At 66.4% G+C, this 24,042-nt stretch carries 24 protein-coding genes; 10 read left to right on the plus strand and 14 right to left on the minus strand.

What is annotated here, in order from left to right:
* Nucleotides 1-30: 30 nt before the first annotated feature.
* On the minus strand, nucleotides 31-582 hold the full coding sequence (locus ACWKWX_RS23365) for a cytochrome b (RefSeq protein ID WP_476295853.1): 552 nt from the start codon (nucleotides 580-582) through the stop codon (nucleotides 31-33).
* Nucleotides 579-1,658 carry a catalase family peroxidase gene (locus ACWKWX_RS23370; RefSeq protein ID WP_483829041.1) on the minus strand — a complete coding sequence of 360 codons (1,080 nt, stop codon included), beginning with the start codon at nucleotides 1,656-1,658 and terminating at the stop codon, nucleotides 579-581. The genes ACWKWX_RS23365 and ACWKWX_RS23370 overlap by 4 nt, the downstream gene beginning before the upstream one ends.
* A gap of 300 nt (nucleotides 1,659-1,958) precedes the next feature.
* On the opposite strand from ACWKWX_RS23370, the gene ACWKWX_RS23375 reads away from it, so the two are divergent.
* Complete coding sequence (locus ACWKWX_RS23375) at nucleotides 1,959-2,465, plus strand: sigma-70 family RNA polymerase sigma factor (protein WP_416427420.1); 507 nt, start codon at nucleotides 1,959-1,961, stop codon at nucleotides 2,463-2,465.
* Nucleotides 2,462-3,196, plus strand: coding sequence for an anti-sigma factor family protein (locus ACWKWX_RS23380; protein WP_483829042.1), 735 nt, complete (start codon nucleotides 2,462-2,464; stop codon nucleotides 3,194-3,196). The genes ACWKWX_RS23375 and ACWKWX_RS23380 overlap by 4 nt, the downstream gene beginning before the upstream one ends.
* Nucleotides 3,197-3,494: 298 nt before the next feature.
* Here ACWKWX_RS23380 and ACWKWX_RS23385 read toward each other — a convergent pair whose 3' ends face one another.
* From ACWKWX_RS23385 to ACWKWX_RS23420, 8 genes are all read right to left on the minus strand, one after another.
* Nucleotides 3,495-4,031 (minus strand): hypothetical protein, encoded by a 537-nt coding sequence (locus tag ACWKWX_RS23385; RefSeq protein WP_483829043.1) that lies wholly within the window; start codon nucleotides 4,029-4,031, stop codon nucleotides 3,495-3,497.
* Between the two features lie 70 nt (nucleotides 4,032-4,101).
* On the minus strand, nucleotides 4,102-5,073 hold the full coding sequence (locus ACWKWX_RS23390) for a Csu type fimbrial protein (protein ID WP_416425283.1): 972 nt from the start codon (nucleotides 5,071-5,073) through the stop codon (nucleotides 4,102-4,104).
* Nucleotides 5,070-7,361, minus strand: a complete 2,292-nt coding sequence (locus ACWKWX_RS23395; RefSeq protein WP_483829044.1) for a fimbria/pilus outer membrane usher protein — start codon at nucleotides 7,359-7,361, stop codon at nucleotides 5,070-5,072. The genes ACWKWX_RS23390 and ACWKWX_RS23395 overlap by 4 nt, the downstream gene beginning before the upstream one ends.
* Before the next feature lie 93 nt (nucleotides 7,362-7,454).
* Nucleotides 7,455-8,216 (minus strand): fimbrial biogenesis chaperone, encoded by a 762-nt coding sequence (locus ACWKWX_RS23400; protein ID WP_416425285.1) that lies wholly within the window; start codon nucleotides 8,214-8,216, stop codon nucleotides 7,455-7,457.
* A gap of 38 nt (nucleotides 8,217-8,254) precedes the next feature.
* Nucleotides 8,255-8,746: a Csu type fimbrial protein gene (locus ACWKWX_RS23405; RefSeq protein ID WP_416425286.1), complete on the minus strand. Its 492-nt coding sequence runs from the start codon at nucleotides 8,744-8,746 to the stop codon at nucleotides 8,255-8,257.
* Nucleotides 8,747-8,748: 2 nt separating this feature from the next.
* Entirely contained in the window at nucleotides 8,749-9,297 is a 549-nt protein-coding gene (locus tag ACWKWX_RS23410; protein ID WP_483829045.1) for a Csu type fimbrial protein, read from the minus strand.
* Between the two features lie 30 nt (nucleotides 9,298-9,327).
* Nucleotides 9,328-9,855, minus strand: coding sequence for a Csu type fimbrial protein (locus ACWKWX_RS23415; RefSeq protein WP_416425288.1), 528 nt, complete (start codon nucleotides 9,853-9,855; stop codon nucleotides 9,328-9,330).
* Nucleotides 9,849-10,334, minus strand: a complete 486-nt coding sequence (locus ACWKWX_RS23420) for a Csu type fimbrial protein (RefSeq protein ID WP_473006883.1) — start codon at nucleotides 10,332-10,334, stop codon at nucleotides 9,849-9,851. Before ACWKWX_RS23420 ends, ACWKWX_RS23415 begins: the two co-directional genes overlap by 7 nt.
* Before the next feature lie 346 nt (nucleotides 10,335-10,680).
* Here ACWKWX_RS23420 and ACWKWX_RS23425 point away from each other — a divergent pair, with 346 nt between their 5' ends.
* A complete protein-coding gene (locus tag ACWKWX_RS23425) occupies nucleotides 10,681-12,711 on the plus strand; it encodes a methyl-accepting chemotaxis protein (RefSeq protein ID WP_416425289.1) in 2,031 nt (676 codons plus the stop codon).
* On the opposite strand, the gene ACWKWX_RS23430 is transcribed toward ACWKWX_RS23425, so the two are convergent.
* Nucleotides 12,708-13,154, minus strand: coding sequence for a winged helix-turn-helix transcriptional regulator (locus ACWKWX_RS23430; RefSeq protein ID WP_483829046.1), 447 nt, complete (start codon nucleotides 13,152-13,154; stop codon nucleotides 12,708-12,710). The genes ACWKWX_RS23425 and ACWKWX_RS23430 overlap by 4 nt on opposite strands.
* A gap of 109 nt (nucleotides 13,155-13,263) precedes the next feature.
* Here ACWKWX_RS23430 and ACWKWX_RS23435 point away from each other — a divergent pair, with 109 nt between their 5' ends.
* The 5 genes from ACWKWX_RS23435 to ACWKWX_RS23455 all read left to right on the plus strand — a co-directional run bounded on the left by ACWKWX_RS23435 (nucleotide 13,264) and on the right by ACWKWX_RS23455 (nucleotide 17,393).
* Nucleotides 13,264-14,469 (plus strand): MFS transporter, encoded by a 1,206-nt coding sequence (locus tag ACWKWX_RS23435; protein WP_483829047.1) that lies wholly within the window; start codon nucleotides 13,264-13,266, stop codon nucleotides 14,467-14,469.
* A gap of 51 nt (nucleotides 14,470-14,520) precedes the next feature.
* Nucleotides 14,521-14,955, plus strand: coding sequence for a hypothetical protein (locus ACWKWX_RS23440; RefSeq protein ID WP_483829048.1), 435 nt, complete (start codon nucleotides 14,521-14,523; stop codon nucleotides 14,953-14,955).
* Nucleotides 14,942-15,568: a hypothetical protein gene (locus ACWKWX_RS23445; RefSeq protein WP_483829049.1), complete on the plus strand. Its 627-nt coding sequence runs from the start codon at nucleotides 14,942-14,944 to the stop codon at nucleotides 15,566-15,568. The genes ACWKWX_RS23440 and ACWKWX_RS23445 overlap by 14 nt, the downstream gene beginning before the upstream one ends.
* A gap of 157 nt (nucleotides 15,569-15,725) precedes the next feature.
* Complete coding sequence (gene zapE / locus ACWKWX_RS23450; RefSeq protein WP_483829050.1) at nucleotides 15,726-16,826, plus strand: cell division protein ZapE; 1,101 nt, start codon at nucleotides 15,726-15,728, stop codon at nucleotides 16,824-16,826.
* A gap of 87 nt (nucleotides 16,827-16,913) precedes the next feature.
* A complete protein-coding gene (locus tag ACWKWX_RS23455) occupies nucleotides 16,914-17,393 on the plus strand; it encodes a P-loop nucleotide/nucleoside kinase family protein (RefSeq protein ID WP_483829051.1) in 480 nt (159 codons plus the stop codon).
* On the opposite strand, the gene ACWKWX_RS23460 is transcribed toward ACWKWX_RS23455, so the two are convergent.
* Nucleotides 17,379-19,250: an AMP-binding protein gene (locus tag ACWKWX_RS23460; protein ID WP_483829052.1), complete on the minus strand. Its 1,872-nt coding sequence runs from the start codon at nucleotides 19,248-19,250 to the stop codon at nucleotides 17,379-17,381. The two genes, ACWKWX_RS23455 and ACWKWX_RS23460, sit on opposite strands and share 15 nt — an antisense overlap.
* Before the next feature lie 89 nt (nucleotides 19,251-19,339).
* Between ACWKWX_RS23460 and ACWKWX_RS23465 the strand changes: the two genes are divergently transcribed.
* Nucleotides 19,340-20,623 carry a leucine-rich repeat-containing protein kinase family protein gene (locus ACWKWX_RS23465; protein ID WP_483829053.1) on the plus strand — a complete coding sequence of 428 codons (1,284 nt, stop codon included), beginning with the start codon at nucleotides 19,340-19,342 and terminating at the stop codon, nucleotides 20,621-20,623.
* A gap of 135 nt (nucleotides 20,624-20,758) precedes the next feature.
* On the opposite strand, the gene ACWKWX_RS23470 is transcribed toward ACWKWX_RS23465, so the two are convergent.
* Together ACWKWX_RS23470 and ACWKWX_RS23475 are read right to left on the minus strand one after the other, a co-directional pair.
* Nucleotides 20,759-21,466 carry a YebC/PmpR family DNA-binding transcriptional regulator gene (locus ACWKWX_RS23470; RefSeq protein ID WP_027978204.1) on the minus strand — a complete coding sequence of 236 codons (708 nt, stop codon included), beginning with the start codon at nucleotides 21,464-21,466 and terminating at the stop codon, nucleotides 20,759-20,761.
* A 140-nt stretch (nucleotides 21,467-21,606) separates the two neighbouring features.
* Nucleotides 21,607-22,920 (minus strand): MFS transporter, encoded by a 1,314-nt coding sequence (locus ACWKWX_RS23475; RefSeq protein ID WP_476295870.1) that lies wholly within the window; start codon nucleotides 22,918-22,920, stop codon nucleotides 21,607-21,609.
* 243 nt (nucleotides 22,921-23,163) lie between these two features.
* On the opposite strand from ACWKWX_RS23475, the gene ACWKWX_RS23480 reads away from it, so the two are divergent.
* A complete protein-coding gene (locus ACWKWX_RS23480) occupies nucleotides 23,164-24,033 on the plus strand; it encodes a LysR substrate-binding domain-containing protein (RefSeq protein WP_483829054.1) in 870 nt (289 codons plus the stop codon).
* The last annotated feature ends 9 nt before the right edge of the window (nucleotides 24,034-24,042 follow it).

The raw sequence follows: 24,042 nt of genomic DNA on the forward strand, positions 1-24,042 counted from the left end.
TCGACCTCGTAGCAGCGGCCGAAGGCCGCGTCATGGGCGACTGGCCTTGTCCCCCGAGGTCATGCTCTGCAACACCCCGTCGCGGCGGATCCAGCCGTGGTACAGCGCCGCGCCCAGGTGCGCCAGCACCGTCAGGAACAGCAGGTACGCCAGCAACCCGTGGGCCTTGCGCAACAGCGCATAGGTATGCGGCTCGGCCGGCAGTATCGGCGGCAGGTGCAGCGAGGCGCCCAGCATTATCGGGTCGCCGGCCGCCGAGAGCATGCCCCAGCCCACCAGTGGCAGCACCAACATCAACGCATACAGCAGCCAGTGCGACAGCTTGGCCGCCAGCTTCTGGATGCCCGGCAGGTCGGCCGGCAGTGGCGGCTGGCGGGTGCACCAGCGCACCAGCAGGCGCACGATCACCAGCGCCAGGATGGCGATGCCCAGGGGCTTGTGCAGGTGCAGCAGCCACTCATGGCGCTCGGACACGGTGCTGACCATGCCCACGCCAATGAACAGCATGGCAATCAGCAGGATCGCCATCACCCAGTGCAACACCCGGGCAGCCGGGGCGAAATGTTCAGGGCGGGCTTTCATGGCTTGGCCTCCGCGGCGGGCGCATTGGCGCTGAGTTGATCGACTTCCGAGGTGCGGCGCAGGTACGAGCTGGCGTAGGCCGCCGAGCGCGCGGCCAGCAGTGGGTCGTTGGACGCCTCGATGCCGCTGGGCAGTATGGTCGGGTCATAGTTGACGTCGCGGCACTGCCCTGTGATCTGCGGCTGCATGCGCTCCACCACCAGGGTGCCGGCGTCCACGGTCTTGCGCCCGGCGGGCCAGGCCTTGCTGGCGTCGTCCACCGGGTCGCCCGGTTCGGCCAGGGTCATGCGCAGGGTCCAGCGCAGCGGGCCACCGGCCAGGCGCTGGGCCAGGTCGGCCTGGAGGAAATCGGCGCCTGCGTTGGGGCCGGCCGGGGTGCTGTCGGTCGCCTCGGGCACCACCGACCAGCGCACGGCCTGGCGCTGGCCGTCGGCGTTGTCGAGGTAGAAGGCGTTGATGCTGTTATAGGTTTCCGTGGCGTAGCTGGCCGACGGCTTGGCGCCCTTGACCCAGGCCAAGAACGGTCCGGTCTCGGGGTGGGCGGCGAAGAACGCCGGCATGGCGTCAGGCTTGGGCTTGCCGGTGGCCGGGTCCGGGGTGCCGGCCTTGAGCATGGCGTAGAAGGCTTCGGGCGTGCCCACCGGGAACACCGACATGCTGTTCATGCCCGTGCGCCACTGCTGCCCGTTGGCCAGGTTGAAGCGCAAGGCGAAACTGCGCAACGGCACGCTGCTGTCCGGCGCATAGGGGTTGCCGCTGGGCAAGGCGAAACGCCCGACCACCGGCGTGCGGCCCTGGGCGAACACGCTGCTGCTGGACAGCGCCTGCAGCTGGCCGTTGCCCTCGAAATAGCCGATCACACACACGCCCTTGGCGTGGTTGCGACGGTAACCGGGGTGCACGCCGTTGTTGGTCTGCAGCGCGTTGACCAGGTCGCGGGGCTTGAGCCGGTCCGGGTCCAGGCGCCCGCTGACATAGGCAAAGGCGGCCACGGCGACGGCCAGGATCGCGGCGATGCCCAACAGGCGCACGGCCTTGTCGAACAGGGTCAAAGGTGGGGGCGTTGGATCAGGCATGAGCGACTCCAGAATCGGTGGGGTGCTATGAGACGAAGGCCAGCGCGATTTATTCCCTGTCCCGCCGCTGAATAATTTGAGGTTAGGCAAGTTGGAATAAAACGCCCCGTCATTCGTCTTGCTAGCCTCTGTACGAAATGCATCCCAGCTCGGCCATGCTGCGTTGAAAACAGGCTCGGAATGCTCATTTACAACCCGTAAACTCCGCTTCCTCGCCTGTTTTCGCCTTGCCTGGCCTTCGCTGGAATACATCTCGTACAGAGCCTAATCTTGAAACAGAGCCCCACCGTGCAGGCCGCCATGAACGAGTTTGATGATCAATTGCGTATCCTGTTGCCGCGCCTGCGCCGTTTCGCGTTGTCGTTGACTCGCGAGCCCAGTAGCGCCGACGACCTGGTGCAGAGTTGCCTGGAAAAGGCCTTGAGCCGGCGCGCCAGCAAGGACGCCGAGGGTGAGTTGCGCGCCTGGCTGTTCCAGATCCTGTACCGCCAGTTTGTCGACAACCACCGGCGCGCGCGCCGCTATGCGCGGTTGCTGGAGTTTTTCACCGGCCGCGATGACTATCAGCCGTCGGTGGAGCGCACGGTCATGGCCCAGTCGGCCCTGCAGTCGTTCGACCGCCTCAGTGATGAGCAGCGCGCGCTGCTGCACGCCGTGGCCGTGGAAGGCCTGAGTTACCAGGAGGCTGCCACCGTGTTGCAAGTGCCCATCGGCACCGTCATGTCGCGCCTGTCGCGCGCCCGCCAGGCGCTGCGCCAGCTCAACGAAGGCGAGATCCATCGCCCTGCCCTGCGGATATTGAAATGATTACCTTGCCGCCGACCGAACACGACCTCCACGCCTACGTGGACCTGCGCCTGAACCCCGCCGACCGCCAGCGCCTGGAGACCTGGCTGAACAGCCATCCCGAGGCCGCCGCCCAAGTGAAAGGCTGGCAGAAAGATGCGCGCCTGCTGCGCTCGGTGCTGGGCAGCTCGCCCCTGGCCGACAACCCGGCGCTGGACCCGGCCACCCTGCGCGTGCGCCGCCGCCACCGTTACCAGCAACACCTGGCCCGCGCCGCCGTGCTGGTGCTCGCCGTGGGCCTGGGCGGCCTGGGCGGCTGGCAGGCCCACGAGGCCCGCCACCCCAGCGTGGCGCCGATGACCGATGCCCTGCAGGCCTACCGCCTGTTCGCGCAGAAAGACGTGCTGCCCGCTGACTTCAAGGTCAGCGACGCCACCGCCCTGCAACCCTGGCTGGACCGCAACTTCACCAACGCCAAACGCCTGCCCGACCTTAGCCAGGCCGGCTTCAAGCCGGTGGGCGCGCGACTGCTCAGCACCGACCAGGGCCCGGCCGCCATGGTGCTGTACCAGGACGTGCGCGGCGCGCGGGTCACCTTCTACATCCGCCCGCCAGGCCCGGACAACAACCTGCTGCCACGCGGTTCGCGGCGTGAAGGCAATTTGCAGGCGGACTACTGGTCGGGCCCTGGGTACAACTACGCCATGGTGGCCCCGGTCGACATTGCGCCGAAGACCCTGCAAAACTTGTAACAGACGCAGCCTGGCGGCAGCTGCTACGGGGGGCATAGCATTCAGAAATGTTTGTGTAATTGACACATTGCCGTCAGGGGTCGAAAATACGGGTTGAGGACTGCAATGCGCATCTCTGGGCATGGGCTCCAGTAACGCCCCCCCAGAATTTTGGCAGCAGAGATACTGGCACTCTCTGAAGTAGTGACGATGGGTTATCTCATCGGATCCTGAACCCAAGACCAGCAATGGTCCGGAGCTAAAGAATCGCTGCGACTACTCCTCATGAACTTTAAAGGCGCCCCACGGGGCGCCTTTTTCATGCCTGGCCTGTCGCTATGGTTATTTTCCCGACCAGAGTCCCGTCCAGCCGCCGTTTTGGGTACCAGGTGACGACGTAATAGCCGAAACCCCGTCGCTCATTCCTCGGCTCCAACACCACGGAGCCAGTTGGTGTTTTCATGATTGCCAACCGATGGTTGCCCCGAAGTTCTCGAAACTCGCAATAGATAGGCGCCCCCACGACGATCATTCGGGCCAGAAGAGCGGGTATTTCGTCCATGTGGCCGCAGCCATGCTTCCTCAGCTCCGATTGGTGCGCCTCCCATATGTGGCGAATGCCGTACCCTCGGTTTTCAGCTATGTGCACGCCCACACGAACGAATATATCCCCACCCGGCAGGCCAAAGGCAGGCATCTGCGGGACAGCCCCGAAACTCAGCCCGCCGCAAGGATGACATACCAGCGCATTTGCTTTGAGATTGAGCAGATCAGACAAATGACGACCCAATGATGGAAAGGTGAAGGCCTCACCAGAAGCGCACGATTGTGTCACGCCGAACGCCGAAAGGATCAAGCTAACGCCCTGTTTTAGCTGGCAATTATGTAAGCGTATCTTTCCCTGCCCCCTTCCCCCAGGCGCCTCGTTAAAACGCCACATCCACCACCACACTGTCCTGATACCCCCCCACCGGCGGCGTCACCTGGTCGGTGTACACCTTGCCATTGAAGTTGAACACCTGGCTCCCCGTCCCCGTGCCGTTGCCCGGGTTCACCTCGGCGTCGCTGCTGCTGCGCCGCGCCGCCCCAGTGCTGCCCCAGCGCACGCTGCCGGCGCTCTTGAACAGGTCGTAGGCCAGGTAGTTGCTGCCGGAGATCATGCGCCGCCGCCCGCCGGCGCTAAGCGGGTAGCCGCCATCGCTGAGGCCCACGGTGTAGGCACTGCCCAGGGTGCAGGCCACGCTGATGCTGCTGTTCACCGTGGCAAAACCCAGCACCAGCGGCGCGCTGCCGAAGTCGAGGTTGGGCGCGGTGATCTGGCAGTCGTTGGTGACTTGCAGGGTGACCTGCATAGTGGTGGCGCCCGAACCGATGTCGCGGCCCAGGCAGATGGCACCAATGCCGATGCCCGAGCAATAATTCCAGCTCCACGCCAGGTTCAGGGTTTCGGTGTAGATGCCCGCCGGCACGTTGCTGCCGATGATGGTCTTGAGGTACAGCGGCACCGACTTGGGCGAGGAGCCGGCCAGCAGGCCCAGGGCGTCGATGATCGAGTTGCGCGCAAAGTCGTAGGCCACGCCGCGGGTCAGCGGGTAGCTGGTGCTGTCGTTGGCGTAGACGGTGTAGCCGATCACCGCGCCGCTGCTGCCGACCTGCAGGCCGGCCTGGCTGGAGGTCACGGTGAGGTAGAAGTGATCGCCGCTGCCCAGCAGGCTCAGCAACGATCCGGTACAGGTCAGCGCGCCATTGGTGGTGGACGTGGACTGCACCGTGGTGCGCAGCAGCACCGAGCTGACCTGGCCAAAGGTGGGCGGCGTTGGCGTGGAGATCGCGCAGGCAGCCTGGGCCCCGGTGCCGGCCGCCAGCAGCGCCAGGCCCGCCGCCAAGCACGCCTTCACTGGCACACCAACGGCCCCAACAGGGGCACCTCGCCCTGCTGCTGCACGTCCAGGTCGAACTGCACCCGGCACTGGCTGCCGTCGCCCCGCTCCACCACCAGGCTGTTGTGCGCCGCCAGGTTTTCCAGGTACACCAGGCCGTCCCAGCCGACCACGGTGCGCGCGCCACTCTGTTCGTGCAGCACGTTGCTGCCCAGGGCCAGGTGTTGCTGTTGGGCGTCCACCAGCACCAGGCTGGCGGCCACCACCCGGGTCAGCGGGAACTCCAGCAAGTAGCCACTGCCGCGGCGCACGGCCACGCGCTGTTCCACCGAAGGGCTGCGCACGTTGGCCGGCAGGTTGAGCGGATCGATCTCGTATTTGCCGCGGTAGTAGCCACTGGTCCACGGCACTAGCAGGTGCCCGCTGCGGTCGGTGTCGCCGACGCGCTGGTTTTCGTAGCGCACCGGCACACCGCCGTAGCCGTCGGTGCTCACCAGCACGAAGGCGTCGTCGATGCGGTTGGCGGCGAACAGGCTGCCGTCCATCCACACCAGCGAACCAGCGGCGTCGGCCCAGCGCGTGGTCTGCTCGCTGGTGCCATAGGCGCCCACCTGCAATTGCACCGACTGCAAGCGCCAGGTCGCATCGGCCTGGCGGTAGGTCTGCTGGTCGCCGCGCGAGTAGCCCAGGTTGTAGCCGACGCCGCCCTCGGTGGGCACCGCGCGGCTGTAGTTGACCCGTTGCTGGGTCTGGCCCTGCTGGTTGCGCTCGATGCCAACGCTGAGGTTGCCGCGCAGGTCGATGGGTATGGTCACCTGCGCTTGCACGGCCCAGTTGCTGGCGCCGATTTCATGGTTCGCCGACAGGTAGAAACTGCTGTTGCCCCACAGCGGTTTGCTCCAGGTGAGGTTGAGCAGCCGGGTGCGCGAATCGTCGCCGGCGCGCACGTCGAAATAGCCGGCGCCCAGGCTGCCGTAGCGGTCCAGGTTGACGCTGAGGGTGGCCTGCTGGCTGCGCTGGCTCATGCGCGTGTAGGGCGAGTCCACCAGGGTCAGGTCGGCATAGTCGTCGCGACGTTGCAGGCGTTGGTAATTGAAGCTGAAACGCGGGTTGTTGTACTGATAGCCCAGGCTGTACTGCTGGCCGCCGAGGCCGTCGTAGCGGCTTTGGCTGACGGCGGTGTTGAGCACGCCGAGGTTGCCCAGGCGCAGGTTGCCGCCCACGCCGCCCAGGTTCAGGGACTGCGCAGCTTCGGCGTGGCCCTCCAGGGTCAGGTAGTCGCTGAGGCCATAGCGCACGCTGCCGGTGGAGGCGCCGGGGCCGTAGGCAAAGTCCTTGAGGCCGTAGTCCCGGCGCACGCTGCCCGCCGCCACGGAGAAATCCATCAGGCCTTGCTGCAACAAAGTGCTGGTGACGTAGAACGGCAAGGTGGTGGACACCTGCCGCCCCAGGGCGTCGGTGGTCACCACCACCGCCTCGCCGGCCCCGTTGATGTAGGGGATGTTGGTGAGGGTGTAGGGGCCGGGCTGCAATTGCGCACTGGTGCTCTTGTAGCCGTTGATGAACAGGTCCACCGACGACGGCACCGCCGCCTCGCCGGCAAACGCCGGCAATGGGTAGGTGACCAGGTCCGGCCGCACGGAAAAGTCCCGTGACAGCTGCACCCCGCCCAGGCGCACCGAGTTGCTCCAGGGCAAGGAACCGCTGACCAGGTCGCCGGCCTCCACGGTCAGCAGGCGTTCGTCGTCGCTGTAGCGCCAGGTGGTGTCGTAGCGGCGGAAACGGCTGGTGTCCGCGTAGGCATTGCCCGACAGGCTCTGGCGCAGCTGCCCGGTGCTGGACACCGTGCCCCAGCTGTCGAAAATGCGCAGCTCGTTGTAGGCCGCCAGGTAGCGGCCCAGGTCGTCGGTGTCGTTCAGGTACAGGTCGTAGTTGAGCAGCGCGCCGAAGCTGCTCATGGCCTGGCTGCGCGGGTAGGCCTGGCTGCTGCCTATACGCTGGGCCGGCAGCCAGTCGGGCGGCACGTCCAGCAGCAGGCGCTGGGCCTGGCTGTCGTAGTCGGTGTGCAGGCCCTGCACGCTGTCCAGCGCCACCTCGGGGCCAGCGACACCCGACAGTTTCAGCCCGGCGGCCTGCAGGTCCGACAGCGGCAGGTAGAGTTGCCCGGCCCGTTGTTGCACCTGCACCACGCGGCCCGTGCTCATCTGGTTGACCACCAGTTCAAGGTACAGCGACGCATCGGGCACAGCCTCCTGGCCGGTGGGCGGCGGCGGTAGCTCCCCGGCCAGCGCGGCACAGGGGTACAACAGCCACCCCAGGGTGAACCACGTCAGTGTCGAGGGGCATCCGTGCCGATCGATGGGGCATCTCCCTTATCAAGCCAACCACGAAAACGCCGCTCAGCGCGCAGGCGCCAGGGCTTGCGGCGCGTCACCGCCATTGACCCGGCCTTGCAACGCCGACACCTGCGCCGTTGCCGGCAGCGGCCAGCGCATGCTCGCCCCCGGCAGCACGTAGCCCAGCAAGCCCTCGCCCAACGCCCGGCGCTGCGCGCCCTGCTGCAGCGCCACGTCCGTGAGGCGCGCGTGCACCGGGCCCTGGTTGCGGATCTCGACGAAGTCCTTGCCGCCCTCGCTGACCGTTCTCCAGGTCAACGCCGGCACGCCCGCGCCCTTGGGGTCGCGCTCGCGGCTGGGGTCGGGCTTGCTCCACAGGCCGGCGCCGTAGGCGAACAGCGGTACTGAATAGCGCATCTGGAAACGGATGGCCGCGGCAGTCTTGCCCTGGCCGTCCGGCCCCGGCGCCTGGGCAGCGGGAATCTCGTCGATGATGATGCGGTAGGCCTGCTCCTGGCCCGGCGGTATTTCCCGGGTGCGGGTCAGGCGTACCAGCTGCTTCTGGCCGGGCGCGATGTGCGCCACCGGCGGGCTGCCGATCACGTCGCGCTGGTTCTGGTACTGGTCATCGAAACCGCTCTGGCTCCAGCCGAACACGCGGATCTGCAAATCAGCCGGCTCGCTGCCACGGTTCTCCAGCCACAGCGCACTGGCCTGCTGGTCGGCCTCCAGCACCGGGTCGATGGGCCAGATCAGCACCGAACTGGCCGCTTGCACCGCGAACGGCAACAGCACCCCACAACACACACTGCCCCAACGCCACATACATTCACTCCACAGGCAACATTCGAGGGCGCCCCGGCTTACCAGGACAATTCCACTTGCAAGACATCGCTGTAGCTGCCCGCCGGCACATTGCCCGGCAGGCTCAGCCGGCCATAGATCGGCAGGCTGATGTTGGTTGAATCGCTGTACGCCACGGTGACGCTCTGGCTGATGCCAAGCGCCTGGCTGTAGGCCGCGTCGCGAAACAGCTGGTAGGCCACCAGCGCGCTGCCGGCCTTGAGGTTGCGCGAGGTGCCGGCGTTCTGGCCGCCGTCCACTTTCATGTTCAGGGTCACCCCCGGGGTGCACTGCAGCTTCACCCCGGTGCCGGGCACCGCCGCCGTTGCCGTGCCGGTGGCCAGCGCCGACCAGCTGCCGAAGTTGAGGCTGCCGTAGTTGCTGCCGCCACCCACCACCAGGCAACCGCTGGTGATGGCCGCGTTGACCAGGAAGGTGCTGGTGGTGGCGGCGTCCAGCGGCCAGGGCGCCGCCAGGCTCGCCAGTAGCAGCGCGCCCTTGAGGCCGACCATGGCTAGAACGTCAGCTCGACCGCTACCGTGTCCGTGTAGGTGCCCGCCGGCAGTCCGGCGACGCCGATGGCGCGGCCGTAGAGGTTGACCGTCTGCGCCACGCCGGTGCTGGTCGCCAGGCTGATGGTGCCGTCGATGGCCAGCAGGTTGGAGAAGCCGGTGTCGGTGAAGAAGTCGTAGGGCACGAAATGCCCGGCGCCGTCGGCCAGCGCCCGGGCACCACCGGTGGCCTGGCCGTCATGGCTGCCGGCGCGCACCTTCACCACCGGCACGGTGCCGGCCGAGCAGAGTATCGACATGGCCCCGCCGCCACCGCCCAGCACCTGGCTGCTGGCCTGGGTGAACAGGCTGCTGGTGGTGCCGAAGTTCAAGTTACCGAAATTGATATTGGTGCTGCCGGCCACGCCGTTCACCAGGCAGCTGCTGGTCAGCACCAGGCTGGCGGTAACCTGGCCGGTGACCGTGGTGGCGGCCTGGGCGGCGGGCGTCATCGCGGCCAGCAAGGCCAGGGCCGGTAACAGGGCGGCAGAACGAAAAGCCTGTGCGTGCATGATTCACTCCTTGTGTTACCAGTGCTTGTGTTACCAGTTCAGGGTCACCCGCAGGGTGTCGCGGTAGATGCCCGCCGGCAGCGCGCGGGGGTTGGCCACCACGGCGCCGAAGATCGGGATAGGGATTTGCCCGCCACTGCTGACGGCGAAGGTCTTCTGCTCGCCGATGCTGTAGCGCTCGGTGCCGGCGGCGTTCTGATACAGCTGGTATGGGATGGTGCGGCTGCCGTTGCTCAGGCGCCGGGTGGTGCCGTCGCCGTTGGCGCCGCCATCGATGGTGACGCTGAAGCCGGTGACCGTCGGGTTGCAAGCCACCTGCAGGGCGCTGCCGCCGTTGGCGACGTTGGCGCCGATGGGCGCGTTCCAGGTAGGGCCCTGGTCGCCGAAATCCAGGGCGCCCAGCGAGCCGGTGGCCAGGGTGCTGCCGGCGCTTTGCACCTCACAGCCGGCGGTGATCACCAGGCGCGCCTGGATCTGCCCGCTGACGCCATTGACCGCGGCCACGGCATGGCCGGCCCACAGCAGCGCGAGCACGGCGGCCAGCCAGTGGCCTACCATGTCACGGTCACCTTCAACAGGTCACTGTATTGCCCGGCACGGGGCACCTGGGCCAGCGGTTCGATGCGGGCGTACAGCGGCAGTTCGATGGTGCCGGTGGCCGGCACGCGGCCGCTTAGCGGCTGATCGACAGCAAAAGGCACGCGGCGCGCCGGGTCACTATAGAGGCGGTAGGGAATGGCGTTGCCAGCAGCGCTGGCCAGGTAGCGCACGTCGCCCACCCCGCCGTGCTGGCCGCCGTCGACCTGCACCTGATAAGCGGTGTCGGGGTTGCATTCGAGGCGCGGCAGGCGGGTGCGGGGCAGTTGCGCCGACAGTGGGCCAGCGGGGTCGTCCAGGCGCGCGGCGCTGCCGAAATCCAGCAGCCCCAGGTGTTGCGGGCCAGCGTCGCGCACCTGGCCCAGCAGCACGCAGCCGCGCTGCACGTTCACGCGCACCTCGACCTGCAACTCCGTGGCCAGTGCCGGGCCGCCGAGCATCAGGCTCGACAGCGCGGCGATCGCTAATCCCTTCACACCCTCACTCCTTGCGAGGCGCATCCGTGAACTGGAGGCTAGCATTCGAGGCAGAAGTTGCCACTTCGGTCAGCGTATTGATACACGCACAAGCCTTGCCTGGCGCGCGCCAGCAGCGGGTTTTCAGCCCTTTTTGTCAAAGTTGATGCGTGACGCGCCAGAGGCAATCGTCGTCTTGATGCACCGGGTAAAACGTTTCAGCTACCAGCTGTCATACCTTGGTACTGATCCGGTCAAGTCCTGGCGCAACAGGTCGATGCACTGATCAGGCACCCCATTAAAAATCTGCCGCCCAAAGGTCCCGAACCCGATGAACCCTTTCCGCTTTCTCCGCCAGGCCACATCGAACGCCCCCGGGACCGCCAGCGTGCTGTGCACCTTCAACGCGCTGGGCAGCACGCTGCAAGGCGTGAAGCTGACGCCCACGTTCATCGCCGGTTTCATCTCGCCACACCTGGACCTCGACGCCGTGGCCCGGCAACTGCGCCAGCGCTTCCCCCAGGCCACCCTGAGCCTGTGCACCACCGCCGGCGAGCTGTGCAGCGCCAGTGACGCGCTGTACTGCAACGCCCAGGGCCAGTGGGACCGCATCGTGCTGCAGCTGTTCGACGCCAGCGTCATCGCCAGCGCCGAGCTGGTCAGCGTGCCGCTGCTGTCCGAGGACATCCGCGCCGGTGGCAAGCGCCTGCCCATGCGCGAACGCATCGCCAGCCTGGCGGCCACCCTCAAGCGCACGCGGGTCAGCCTGCCCATCGACAACCGCGACACCCTCGCCTACGTGCTGTTCGACGGCCTGTCCGCCTCGGAATCGTTCTTCATGGAGGCGCTGTACGAGTCCGGGCGCTTCCCCTGCCTGTTCGTCGGCGGCTCGGCGGGCGGCAAGGACGACTTCAAGGCCACCCTGTTGCACGACGGCCAGCGCAGCTACCAGAACCACGCGCAGATCGTCTTCCTCAAGTGTGCGCCACAGGTGCGCTTCGGCGTGTTCAAGAGCCAGAATTTCGAGCCCACGAAGCTGTCGTTCAGCGTGCTTACCGCGTCGCTGGAAGAGCGCTACATCCACCAGGTGTTCGACGCCGCCGGCAACATCAAGACCATGGTCGCGGCCCTGTGCGACGCGTTCAAATGCGCCCCCAACCAGCTGGACAAATACCTGGCCGAATACTCCTTCGCCATTCGCGTGGGCGAGGAGCTGTTCGTGCGCTCCATCGCCCGCATCGACTACGCCCGCGAGACCGTGCACCTGTTCTGCGACGTGGCCCCCGGCGAAGAGCTGGTGATGGTCAAGCGCACCTCGCTGCGCGATTCTACCCAGCGCGACTTCCAGCGTTTCCTGCAGGGCAAGGGCGGCCAGCCGCTGGTGGGCCTGCTCAACGACTGCATCCTGCGCCGGGCCAACAACGCCGGCAAACTGGGCGAGATGACCGGGGTGTTCGGCGACGTGCCGGTGGCCGGCTTTTCCACCTTCGGCGAGATCCTGGGGCTGAACCTGAACCAGACGCTGACCGCGATCTTCTTTTTCAAGGTGGCCAACGACGCCACGTTCAGCGACGACTACATCGACAATTTCGCCAGCCACTACGGCGAGTTCAAGGCCTTTTTCCTGCGCCGGCAGATCCAGAAGCTGGCGGGTTTGAACCGCGTGGTGGTCAAGCAGATCGACGCCTTCAAGCACCAGCAATTCACCAGCAGCCTCGACACCCACGGCCTGGACGCCAGCGTGCTGCCGGTGTTCGACGGCCTCGCCGACCTGGGCATGGTGCTGTCCCAGGCCACCCACCAGCAGGAAGAGATTGCCCGGCAGCTGCAGCACTACTCCGGCGAGCTGCACCTGTCCATGGACGAGCTGACCGGCACCATCAACCAGCAGAACAGCGTCACCGCCCAGGCCGGCAACACCGTGGCCGGGCTGTCCAGCCACGCCGACCAGGTAGTGGGCAGCGCCCGTGACCTGGCGCAGTCGAGCCTGCGCATCCAGTCCATTGTCCAGGTCATCCAGCAGATCGCCGGGCAGACCAACCTGTTGGCCCTGAACGCCGCCATCGAAGCCGCGCGCGCCGGCGAGACCGGGCGTGGCTTCGCGGTGGTGGCGGATGAGGTGCGCAAGCTGGCGGAAATCACCCGCAAGAACGCCGGCGAGATCGGCGTGGACATCGACGCCCTGGCCGGGGAAATCCAGAACGTGGCGTTGCAGATCGAGGAGCAGTCGACAGCCGTGGGCACCCTGCGCGAGCTGCTCGGCGACCTGGAGAATTCAAGCCGGATGACCGAGGGCACCTCCCAGCGGACCAAGAAAATCGCCGATACCCTGACCGGCCTGACGCACCTGGACGGGCGTTAAACCGCCGGCGTGCGCACGCAGTCTTGCGGCCCCACCAGCCGCCCCTGCTGCGAACGCACCTGCAGGGGCGCCAGCGGCTGGCGGGCGTCGGCGTCCAGCAGCAGGGAATGGGCTTCGCCCGCCTGATACAGGTGCTGCTCGCCCCACTGGCGCAGCGCCACCACCACGGGAAACAGCGCCCGCCCCTGGGCCGTCAGCACGTATTCCTTGTAGGCGCTGCCGTCCGACGCCGGGCGCAGGTCGAACACCCCCGCCTCCACCAAAGCCTTGAGCCGCGCGGCGAGGATGTTCTTTGCCAGGCCCAGGCTTTTCTGGAACTCACCGAAGCGTCGCAGGCCGTCGAAGGCATCGCGCACGATCAGCAGCGACCAGCGCTCGCCGACTGTCTCCAGGCTGCGAAACACGGGGCATTGGGCTTGTTGCGAGGCGCTGGGTGAGGTCATGGCGAGATACCGGCCGGGCATATGTGGTTGCATATTAAAACCAGAATTGCTAGAAACGCAAAACCTGGTTTCTTTTTGAAACCTCATTGCCTGACAGGACAGCCCCGCAATGAATCACCTCTCACCGCGCCTCACCTGGCTGCTGGCGCTGACCGCCGGCCTGGCGGTGGCCACCGTGTACTTCATCCAGCCGCTGCTACGCTCGATCGGCGCAAGCCTGGGCGTGGCGCCTGGGGACCTGGGGTTGCTGGTCACCCTCACCCAATGCGGCTACGGTGCCGGGCTGCTGTTGATCGTGCCGCTGGCCGAGCGCCTGGACCGCCGGCGCATGATCATCGGCCAACTGCTGCTTTCCTGCGCGGCGCTGGTGCTGGGTGCGCAGGCGGGCCAGTGGTGGTTGCTGCTGGCGGCCATGCTGGGGGTGGGCCTGATGGCCGTAGTGGTGCAAGTGGTGGTGGCCTACGCCGCCAGCCTGGCTAACCCTGCGCAACGGGGCCAGGTGATTGGCACGGTCACCAGCGGCATCGTCGTCGGCATCCTGCTGGCCCGCCTGCTGTCGGGCGCGGTCGCCGACGTGGGTGGCTGGCGCCTGGCGTTCGCCGGCTTCGCCGGGCTGATGCTGGGCATGGCGCTGCTGCTGGGTAAGGCCATGCCCGGGCCGGCCGCCGTGGCCACACGGCAGACCTATGGGCAATTGCTGCGCACCATGGCCCGGCTGTTCCTGCACCACCGCCTGCTGCGCCAGCGCGGGGTGCTGGCGATGCTGGTGTTCGCCGACTTCAGCATCCTCTGGTCGAGCATGGCCCTGCCCCTCAGCGCCCCGCCGTGGTCACTCAACCACACCCAGGTCGGCCTGTTCGGCCTGGCCGGCATCGTCGGCGCCCTGGGTGCGGCCCGGGCCGGGCGCTGGGCCGACGCCGGCCTGGCCCGGCGCACCAGCGGCTGGGCCCTGGCGCTGCTGGCCGGCGCCTGGCTGCCGATCGCCTGGGCGCCGTCCAGCCTCTGGGCGTTGCTGCTGGGCGTGCTGATGCTGGACTTCGCCGTGCAGGCGGTGCACGTCACCAACCAGAGCCTGCTGCTGGCGGAGCCATCACAGGGGCAAAGCCAGCTGATCGGCGCGTACATGTGTTTCTATTCGGTGGGCAGCGCGCTGGGGGCGCTGGCGGCCACCCAGGTGTATGCGCAGTGGGGGTGGCAGGCGGTGTGCGCGCTGGGCGCAGGAGTGGCCGTGCTGGCGCTGGCCTGGTGGCTGCTACAGGTGCCAGGCCTTGGAAAATATTCCTACACATATTTCAGACCACGTCGGGATAGGTAAACCCGTCCATCACCGATAACCTTCTTGCACCCACCGAGACAGGATATCGACGTGAACACCTTCGAAACAATTCAACAATCATTCGACGATGTGGAATGGTGCAAGGAATGCAAAGGCTTTGAATTCAAGAGCCGTTACCCACAGTTTCCATGTATCTGCGACGTGCTGGTCGTGCTGCGTAAATCCGATGGCGTGGCCTGTGTCGTGTGCAGCGAGCGCAGTGATAATTACGGCAGGTCCATCTCCCAAGGGGTGATGGACATTCGTGAACTGCTTGTTTCAACACTGAACCTGCAAGCCCCACTACTGTGGCTTGAACACTACCCCCACGGCACCGTGAACTTCCTGGACAAGTACACGATCAGGCAAGTTTACTTCTATCCGGGCATGGCCGGTCGTAATCATCGTTTGTCATGGTGGGCCGCCGGGGAACTTTGCGGGCTAGCCCCTGAGCTGTTGGCCAGGGGTTACCATGATGAACTCTGACCCTATACACCTGCCCCCTTTGACCGCCAACCTGGAACTGAACTGGGAGACAGTGGCGACCCGACTGACGATCAAGATGATGGCTCTGTATTTCGATGCAGGGGCTGAAGTAGATCGTGCCATTGACGAATTCGTCATCCGCCAGGCACTGCGCGAGGTATTGGTCGACCTGTTATCAACCTCGTTCGTCTCCACTAAAGAAACCTTTTACCCCAACAGCAGGCAACGGATGGACCTCACCATCGGCCCAGCAAACTGCCCCGTGGATTTTGCCATTGAACTTAAAAGTACGAGTGCAAGCGTTAACCTGTTGGTGGAGGATTGGAAGAAAATGCTTCTGTTCAACAGTGGATTTTGTGTTTCGATACTGGCGGGCATAGTTTCAACGCAACGGTTCGATCGATTGAACGGCGTACTACAGCGGACCGATGGCAACCTCGGGGGCGGAAATCAAGCTCAGCAGATAGCCGGGGATTTTTTCCTGCTCTCAACTGACACCCTCAAGCGCCCCGCAGATGAGACAAAACAACAAGTTTCCTTCGTGTACATCTGGCACATCGGCAACTCGTCCAATCCATTGCCCAACATTGGCTATCACCTGCTCCCGTCCTGACTCGTATCGCAGGGCGTAGCTGGCCGACTTTGAAATCGACCACAGTCCGACAATCGCCCACCCCTTCACCCACCGCGCTGGCCGCCACCCCGCCGCTTTTGCTTAAATACCCGCCACGGCCCACCGTGGGCCTCCTGTCCAGTATGAGGAAAGCCCCTTGGCCGCGTTACCGCCAAAGAAATCCTGGTTCAAGTCCCGCCTGGGCAACGCCCTGGGCCGCCGCCACCTGGGGCGCGGGGCGCAGATCACCGAGTACTTCCAGCACAAGGCCCAGCAACAGGGTTATACCCTGAGCCACGGCCAGCAGCAGGTCATCGACAGCATGGCCGAGCGCGTGGAGCCGCTGTTGCAGGAAGACGTGGCGCAGCCGCGCAGCCTGTACCTGTACGGCGCCGTGGGGCGCGGCAAGAGCTGGCTGCTGGATGGTTTCTACCAGGCGTTACCGATGGCCCATAAACGCCGCCTGCATTTCCATGACTTCTTCGCCCGGCTGCACGAAGGCATGTTCCGCAACCGCGAGCAGGCCAATGCCCTGGAAACCACTCTGGACGAGCTGCTCAGCGACTGCCGGGTGCTGTGTTTCGACGAGTTCCACGTGCACGACATCGGCGACGCCATGCTGCTGACCCGCCTGTTCAAGGCGCTGGATGCGCGCGGCATCTTCCTGATGGTGACGTCCAACTACCCGCCCGAGGGCCTGCTGCCCAACCCGCTGTACCACGAACGCTTCCTGCCGGTGATCCGCCTGATCAACGCGCAGATGCAGGTCATGGAAGTGGGCGGCGCCCAGGACTACCGCGCCCTGCCCAGCGCCGCCAGCGAGCAGCAATTCACCCTGGGGCACTACGTGTGGCCGGGCACTGCGGCCCAGCGCCAGGCGCTGAAGCTGCCGGCCGCCGACCTGCCGCCCTTCCCCCTGGCCGTGGGCAAGCGCCAGCTGCGGGCGCGCATGAGCCATGAGCGGACCATTCATTTCACCTTCGACGACATCTGCGAGCAGCCTACCGCGGTGATGGACTACCTGGACCTGAGCGGGCGCTTCGACACCTGGATCATCGACCACCTGCCACTGCTGGACGAGTGCTCGATTGCCGTGCAACAGCGCTTCATCAACCTGATCGACGTGCTGTACGATCAGGACAAGCGCCTGATGCTGATCAGCGAGCGGCCGCTGGCCGAAAGCCTCGCCGGCCAGGCCATTGACCTGGCCCGCACGCGCAGCCGGCTCGGCCAGCTTCAGGAACACGCAGTCCCGTGACATTGTGGGAGCTGGCTTGCCAGCGAGCCGTTGGCGTCTGAAAAGCTCGCTGGCAAGCCAGCTCCCACTTCCAAGGACGAACACCCCATGGCCACCCTGCACCTGCTCTGCGGCAAGATCGCTTCCGGCAAATCCACCCTGGCCACGCGCCTCACCGAGGCGCCGAACACCGTGCGCCTGAGCGAAGACGTATGGCTGGCCCGGCTGTACAAGGACCAGTTGCACGACGTCAGCGACTACGTGCGCTGCGCCGCCCTGCTGCGCGACGCCGTCGGCCCCCACGTGGAGTCCCTGCTGCAATTGGGCGTCAACGTGGTGCTCGACTTCCCCGCCAATACCCCGGCCAACCGCCTGTGGATGCGCGGCCTGTTCGAGCGCAGCGGCGCCGAGCACCTGCTGCATGTGCTGCAAGTGCCCGACGAGGTGTGCAAGGCACGCCTGCGCGCACGCAACGCCAGCGGCGAACACGCGTTCGCCGCCAGCGACGCGCAATTCGAGCTGATCAGCCGTTACTTCAGCGCACCCGCGGCCGAGGAAGGCTTCAACGTGGCGTCAACCACGGCCTAGCACTGCCGCGATCTCCTCCAGGATCAGCGGATCGTCCAAGGTCGGCGGCGGCGCGAACACCTCGCCGTCGGCGATCTTGCGCAACACCGCGCGCAAAATCTTCCCCGAGCGGGTCTTGGGCAGCCGCTTGACCACCTGCACCCGCCGCAGGCACGCCAGCGCGCCGATGTGCTCGCGCACCTGGGCCACCAACGCTTCTTGCAGGCCGCTGGCGTCGACACCGTCCTTGAGCACCACCAGGGCCATGGGCACCTGGCCCTTGATGTCGTCGTGCACGCCGAACACCGCGCACTCGGCCACCGCCGGGTGCGCCGCCACCAGGTCTTCCATCTCGCCGGTCGACAGGCGGTGCCCGGCCACGTTGATGACGTCATCGGTGCGGCCCATGATGTAGACGAAACCGTCCTCGTCCAGGTAGCCGCCGTCGCCGGTGTGATAGTGCCCGGGATAGGCACGCAGGTACGCTTGCAGGTAGCGTTCGTGGTCGCGCCACAGGGTCTGGCAGCACCCGGGCGGCAACGGCAGGGCGATGACGATGTCGCCCTGCTGCCCCGGCCCGCACTCGCGGCCTGCTTCGTCCATCACCCGCACCGCATAACCGGGCACCGCGCGGTTGCTGGAACCGGCGCGGGCGCCGGAACCGTCCAGCCGTGCACAGGGCGCGGTCACCGGCCAGCCGGTCTCGGTCTGCCACCAGTGGTCGTGCACCGGCTTGCCGGTGATGGCTTCCAGCCAGGCGTGGGTGCTGGAGTCGAGTTTTTCCCCGGCCAGGTACAGGCAGCGCAACGCGCTCAGGTCGTGGCGCGCCAGCAGCAGGCCATCGGGGTCTTCCTTGCGGATCGCGCGCAGGGCCGTGGGCGCGCAGAACAACGCATTCACCCGGTATTGCTCAATGATGCGCCAGTAGCTGCCGGCATCCGGGGTGCGGATCGGCTTGCCCTCGTACATCACGCTGGTGCAGCCGGCCATCAGCGGCCCGTAGACGATCAGCGAATGGCCCACCACCCAGCCGACGTCGGAGATGCCCCACCACACATCTCCCGCCTGCAGGCCGTAGACCTGCTCCAGGGCGAAACGCATGGCCACCGCGTGGCCGCCGTTGTCGCGGACGATGCCCTTGGGCCGGCCTGTGGTGCCGGAGGTGTACATGATGTACAGCGGGTCGCCACTGGCCAGCTCCACCGGACCTACCGGCTGGGCGTCCTGTACCTCGCGTTGCCAGTCCAGGTCGCGCCCCGGCACCAGGCTGGCGGTGAGTTGCGGGCGCTGCCACAGCGCCACGCGCACGGGTTGGTGCCGGGCCAGTTCCAGGGCCCTGTCCAGCAGCGGCTTGTAGGGCACCACGCGGTCAAACTCCAGGCCGCAGCTGGCGGTGAGAATCAGCACCGGCCGGGCGTCGTCGATGCGCACCGCCAGCTCGTTGGCAGCGAAGCCGCCGAACACCACCGAATGCACCGCGCCCAGGCGCGCGCACGCCAGCATGGCGATGGCGGCCTGGGGAATCATCGGCAGGTACAGGATCACCGTGTCGCCCTTGCCCACCCCCAGGCTGCGCATCCAGCCGGCCAGTTGCGCCACCTCGTCGCGCAGCTGGCGGAAGCTGAAGCGCTGCTGGCTGCCGGACACCGGCGAGTCATAGGCCAGCGCGGTCTGCTCGCCACGGCCCTGCTCCACCTGGTAGTCCAGGGCCAGGTAGCTGGTGTTGAGGCGGCCGTCGGCGAACCATTCATGGGTGCCGTCGGGGCGTTCGTGGAGGGTGTGGGTGGGGGCGCGGAACCAGGCCACTCGCTGGGCCTGCGCGGCCCAGAAGGCGGCAGGGTCGGCGAGCGACTGTCGATAGGCGTGCTGATAGTTCATGAATCCTGTCCTGGATTGTTGTTATGGGACGGGCGAAATCTGAGTATGGCCGCTATGATGGGCATCGCGAATTTTCCAAGACGAGCCCTATGGATACCCTTGCCCTTCTGAAGGCCGGCAAACTGGCCGGCAGCACCCGCCTGGACCTGGCCTGTGGCCTGACCGAGTTCCCCCGCGAGATCTTCGAGCTGGCCGACACCCTGGAGGTGCTCAACCTCACGGGCAACGCCCTGCGCAGCCTGCCCGACGACCTGCACCGGCTGGCCCGGCTGAAGATTCTGTTCTGCTCCAGCAACCAGTTCACCGAGCTGCCGGCCTGCATTGGCCAGTGCCCGCAGCTGAGCATGGTGGGCTTCAAGTCCAACCGTATCGCCCAGGTGCCGGCCGCCGCGCTGGGGCCCAAGCTGCGCTGGCTGATCCTGACCGACAACTGCATCGAGGCGTTGCCGGACGAGATCGGCGACTGCCACTTGATGCAGAAATTCATGCTGGCCGGCAACCGCCTGACGCAGTTGCCGGCGAGCATGGCCAAGCTGCACAAGCTGGAGCTGCTGCGCCTGTCCGCCAACCGCCTGGCCGCCCTGCCCGACTGGCTGCACAGCCTGCCGAGCCTGGCCTGGCTGGCCTGGGCCGGCAACCCGATGAGCGCCGCGTTCACCACGCCCCACGACGAGGACGGCATCACCGCCGATATCGCCTGGCAGCAGTTGCAGCTGGAGCAGAAACTGGGCGAAGGCGCCTCGGGCATCATCCATCAGGCGCAATGGGGCGACACGCCGGTAGCGGTCAAGCTGTACAAGGGCGACATCACCAGCGACGGCACGCCGCTGAACGAGATGAACGCCTGCATTGCCGCCGGCCTGCACCCCAACCTGATTCGTATCGAAGGCAAGCTCAAGGGCCACCCCGAAGGCGTGGCGGGCCTGGTGATGGACCTGATCGGCCCGGCGTTCATCAACCTGGCCGCGCTGCCCAGCTTCGACACCTGCAGCCGCGACGTGTACCCCGAGGGCACGCGGTTCACCCCGCAGACCTTGCTGGCCATGGCGCAAGGCATGGCCTCGGTGGCGGCGCACCTGCACCGGCACGGCATCAACCACGGCGACCTGTACGGGCACAACACCCTGTACAACGCCCAGGGCGACTGTTTGCTGGGGGATTTTGGCGCCGCCTCGTTCTACCCGCAGGACGGCAGCCAGCTGGCCGCGACGCTGCAACGCATCGAGGTGCGGGCGTTCGGGATCTGGCTGGGGGAATTGATCGAGCGCTGCGAGGGAGTGGATCAGCGCTGGGTGGCGTTGCAGCAGGCGTGCGTGCAGCCCGACGTGCTGGCACGCCCGGACTTCAACGCCGTCACCACGGCATTGGCGTAACCACCACCAACGCGTAGCCGCTGCCGCAGGCTGCACTGGCCGCTGAGTACGCTGGAGATCTCCAGCGTGGACAAGGGCCAGCGCAGCCTTCGGCAGCGGCTACAGGTGCGCAGTTGCGGCGGGGTTGCGGCAGGTTTAGCCGGCCAGGCCCACGTACACGTTCTGCACGTCGTCGTTCTCGTCGATGGCTTCCAGGAACGCCTCGACTTCGGCCATGTGCTCGTCGCTCAGGCCCGACACCGGGTTCTTCGGCATGTAGCCGATTTTCGCCGAGACCACGTTGAAGCCTTGCTCCGGCAGGGCCTTGCACACGGCGTCCAGGTCGGCGAAGTCGGTGACGAACAGGGTCGAACCCTCTTCCTCGCCCGCTTCGAAGTCCTGCGCGCCGGCTTCGATGGCGGCCATTTCCGGGTCAGCGTCGGCGCTGGCCGGGGTGGCTTCGATCATGCCCACGTGGTTGAAGTCCCAAGACACCGAACCTTCGGCGCCCAGGGTGCCCTTGCGGAACAGCACGCGGATCTGCGAGACAGTGCGGTTGACGTTGTCGGTCAGGCACTCGACGATCACCGGCACCTGGTGCGGGGCGAAGCCTTCGTATTTGACCAGGGTGTAGTTGACCGCTTCGCCGCCAATGCCCGCGCCTTTCTTGATGGCACGTTCCAGGGTCTCGCGGGTCATGGAGGCTTTCTTCGCCTGCTCGATGACCAGGCGCAGGCGCGCGTTGGTGTCGGGGTCGGTACCGGCCCGCGCGGCAATCGAAATTTCCTTGGACAGCTTGCCGAAGATACGCCCTTTGGCGTTGGCTGCTGCTTCTCTGTGTTTAGCTTTCCACTGTGCGCCCATTTCAACTCTCTTTCTCTGGCGCCGATACCGGTATCGATCAGCGCATGGCGCCAGTTTATACGCCCTTAAACCGGCAATCGACAAAAAATCCCGGTCAGTCTGCCGAGACCTGACCGGGCAACGTCACCGCGCTTGAAGCTTCAGGTGCGCAGGGCCTTGGCCGCCAGCGGCGTCGGCGCGCTGGCCAGGGGCTCCTGGCTGAGCGCCGCCGGGCGGCTGTTCCAGTGCGGGACCAGCACCGCGGCGGCGAACAGCGCGCAGCCGGCAAAGACGATGAACACCGTCACCGTGTCGAAATAGCCGGGCAACAACCCGCCCAGCACCGCGCCCACCGAGCCGCAGCCGTTGACGAAACCGGCAGCGGTGGCGCCGGCCTTGGCGGTGCCGAAGTCGATGGCGGCGGCGCCGCTGATCATCGAGTCGGGGCCGTACAGGGTCAGGCCCATCACGAACAGCAGGCTCACCACCAGCAGCACGCTGCCGGTGTGCATGGCGCCCATGAACAGCGCCAGGGTCACGGTCAGCGCCAGCAGGCTGAGCACGCAGGCCGGCATGCGCCGCGCGCCGAACAGCTTGTCCGAGGCCAGGCCGATCATGATCGGCCCCAGCAGCCCGGCCAGCTCGAAGGCGGTGGGCACGATGGCGGCGCCGACCTTGCCCACCGACGGCATCTGCTCGAAGACGATCACCGGCCCCCACAGCAGAATCGCGTAGCGCGCCGGCTTGAGCATGAAATACGCAAGGCCCAGGATCAGCACGGTACGGTTGCGCAGCACCTCGCGCAACGGCGCCCAGACGCTGCTGACGTGGGCTGCGGCCTGGCGCTCGGGCTCCGGCTCCACCGCCGGCAGGCCGACGTCCTCGGGCTTGTTGCGCTGGAAGATGAAGAACAGCAGCGCGACGCCGGCGACCACCACGGCGCAGCTGATGAACGCCGCCTCCCAGTTGCCGAACACGTCGTAGGCCCACCAGCCGGCGAACGGCGAAGCCACCAGGCCGCCGAAGGCGTAGCACGAGCTCCACCAGCCCAGCACCTGGCCGCGCTCGCGGGCCGGGAAGAAGCTGCCGATGTTCTTGCACAGCCCCGACCAGCCGGTGGACTGCGCCAGGCCCTGCACCAGCATGCAGCTGGCGAACACCGGGAAGGTCGCCCAGGTGCCCATCACCAGGGCCGCGGCGGCGGAAATCAACAGGCCGCCGAGCACCACCACCCGTGGCCCGAAGCGGTCAGCGAGCATGCCCCAGGTGAACTGGCCTACGGCGTAGGCCGCCAGGTAGATACCGTCGAGGTTGGCCATGGCCATCTTGTCGAGGTGAAAGGTAGGGTCGTCGGCGATGCCGAGCTTGGCCACCGAGAAGGCCTTGCGGGTGAAGTAGAAAGCGGCGTAGGCCAACCAGGTGATGGCGAAGATCTGCATACGCCAACGCTTGATGGTTGCGATGTGCTGAGTCATGTGAGTCTGACCTCGGGGATGAGTGTGCCGGCAGAATTGAAGAAAAATTGCCTTCGTTCTTATTGTGTTGCGCACTTCAGGGGCGGGCCCGCACCTGGTCAGAGGAGGCGCGTGGGCGCCCCCGGCCCGTTGCGATTTCTGCGTCGGACAATCGGGCTGGACATGATGGAAACAATTCCTTAACCATAAGGGAAATCGATTTATCGTATTTCACACATAAGCCCAGCTTGTAAGGCGCACACCATGGCCGTCTCCAACGCACAACTCAAGGCGTTCCATGCCGTGGCGGTCCACGGCAGCTTCACCCGGGCCGCCGAGCGGCTGTTCCTGACCCAGCCGGCCATCTCCGACCAGGTGCGCAAGCTGGAGGAGCGCTTTGGCGTGCTGCTGTTTCACCGCAACAAGCGCTCGGTGCGCCTCACCGACCTGGGCGAGCGCCTGCTGGGCGTTACCCAGCGCCTGTTCGCCTGCGAGAACGAGGCCCAGGAGCTGCTGCAGGCCTCCCAGGCGCTGCAGACCGGCAGCCTGGTGCTGGCGGTGGACGCGCCGGTGCACGTGCTGCCGCAGATCGCACGGTTCTGCCAGCGCTACCCCGGCATCAACGTCAAGGTGGAGACCGGCAACACCGACGACGCCCTCACCCGCCTGTTCAGCTACCAGGCCGACCTGGCACTGCTGGGCCGCGACGTGGACGACGAGCGCCTGTTGGTCATACCCCTGCGCGATGCGCCCATGGTGGCGTTCGTGGCCCACAGCCATCCCTGGGCCGGGCGCCAGGCCATTCACCTCGCCGACCTCGACGACACGCCAATGGTGCTGCGCGAAACCCGCTCGGTCACCCGCCAGACCCTGGAGGCGGAGATGCACGGCCGTGGCCTGCGGGTGCGCGCGGCCATCCAGGTGGAAGGCCGGGAGGCGGCGCGCGAAGCGGTGGTGGCGGGGATTAGCGTGGGCGTGGTGTCGGCCGCCGAGTTTGGTGCCGACTCGCGGGTGTGCGTGCTGCCGATCCTGGACTGCACCCGGCGCCTGACCGAGAACCTGGTGTGCCTGAAGGAGCAAAGCAACCGCCGGGTGGTGGCAACGTTCTTGGACATCATGCGCGAGAGCCTGTAACCCTCGGCT

The sequence above is a fragment of the Pseudomonas imperatae genome, from assembly GCF_057128625.1.

Bases quoted from the DNA above. Each gene is read 5' to 3' on its own strand.
- ACWKWX_RS23375 (WP_416427420.1), top strand. From the start codon at position 1,959: ATGAACGAGTTTGATGATCAATTGCGTATCCTGTTGCCGCGCCTGCGC.
- ACWKWX_RS23380 (WP_483829042.1), top strand. From the start codon at position 2,462: ATGATTACCTTGCCGCCGACCGAACACGACCTCCACGCCTACGTGGAC.
- ACWKWX_RS23475 (WP_476295870.1), bottom strand. From the start codon at position 22,920: ATGACTCAGCACATCGCAACCATCAAGCGTTGGCGTATGCAGATCTTC.
- ACWKWX_RS23435 (WP_483829047.1), top strand. From the start codon at position 13,264: ATGAATCACCTCTCACCGCGCCTCACCTGGCTGCTGGCGCTGACCGCC.
- ACWKWX_RS23465 (WP_483829053.1), top strand. From the start codon at position 19,340: ATGGATACCCTTGCCCTTCTGAAGGCCGGCAAACTGGCCGGCAGCACC.
- ACWKWX_RS23400 (WP_416425285.1), bottom strand. From the start codon at position 8,216: ATGTGGCGTTGGGGCAGTGTGTGTTGTGGGGTGCTGTTGCCGTTCGCG.
- ACWKWX_RS23480 (WP_483829054.1), top strand. From the start codon at position 23,164: ATGGCCGTCTCCAACGCACAACTCAAGGCGTTCCATGCCGTGGCGGTC.
- ACWKWX_RS23420 (WP_473006883.1), bottom strand. From the start codon at position 10,334: ATGCTCGGCGGCCCGGCACTGGCCACGGAGTTGCAGGTCGAGGTGCGC.
- ACWKWX_RS23460 (WP_483829052.1), bottom strand. From the start codon at position 19,250: ATGAACTATCAGCACGCCTATCGACAGTCGCTCGCCGACCCTGCCGCC.
- ACWKWX_RS23410 (WP_483829045.1), bottom strand. From the start codon at position 9,297: ATGCACGCACAGGCTTTTCGTTCTGCCGCCCTGTTACCGGCCCTGGCC.
- ACWKWX_RS23445 (WP_483829049.1), top strand. From the start codon at position 14,942: ATGATGAACTCTGACCCTATACACCTGCCCCCTTTGACCGCCAACCTG.
- ACWKWX_RS23470 (WP_027978204.1), bottom strand. From the start codon at position 21,466: ATGGGCGCACAGTGGAAAGCTAAACACAGAGAAGCAGCAGCCAACGCC.
- ACWKWX_RS23405 (WP_416425286.1), bottom strand. From the start codon at position 8,746: ATGGTCGGCCTCAAGGGCGCGCTGCTACTGGCGAGCCTGGCGGCGCCC.
- ACWKWX_RS23415 (WP_416425288.1), bottom strand. From the start codon at position 9,855: ATGGTAGGCCACTGGCTGGCCGCCGTGCTCGCGCTGCTGTGGGCCGGC.
- ACWKWX_RS23365 (WP_476295853.1), bottom strand. From the start codon at position 582: ATGAAAGCCCGCCCTGAACATTTCGCCCCGGCTGCCCGGGTGTTGCAC.
- ACWKWX_RS23425 (WP_416425289.1), top strand. From the start codon at position 10,681: ATGAACCCTTTCCGCTTTCTCCGCCAGGCCACATCGAACGCCCCCGGG.
- ACWKWX_RS23430 (WP_483829046.1), bottom strand. From the start codon at position 13,154: ATGACCTCACCCAGCGCCTCGCAACAAGCCCAATGCCCCGTGTTTCGC.
- ACWKWX_RS23370 (WP_483829041.1), bottom strand. From the start codon at position 1,658: ATGCCTGATCCAACGCCCCCACCTTTGACCCTGTTCGACAAGGCCGTG.
- ACWKWX_RS23455 (WP_483829051.1), top strand. From the start codon at position 16,914: ATGGCCACCCTGCACCTGCTCTGCGGCAAGATCGCTTCCGGCAAATCC.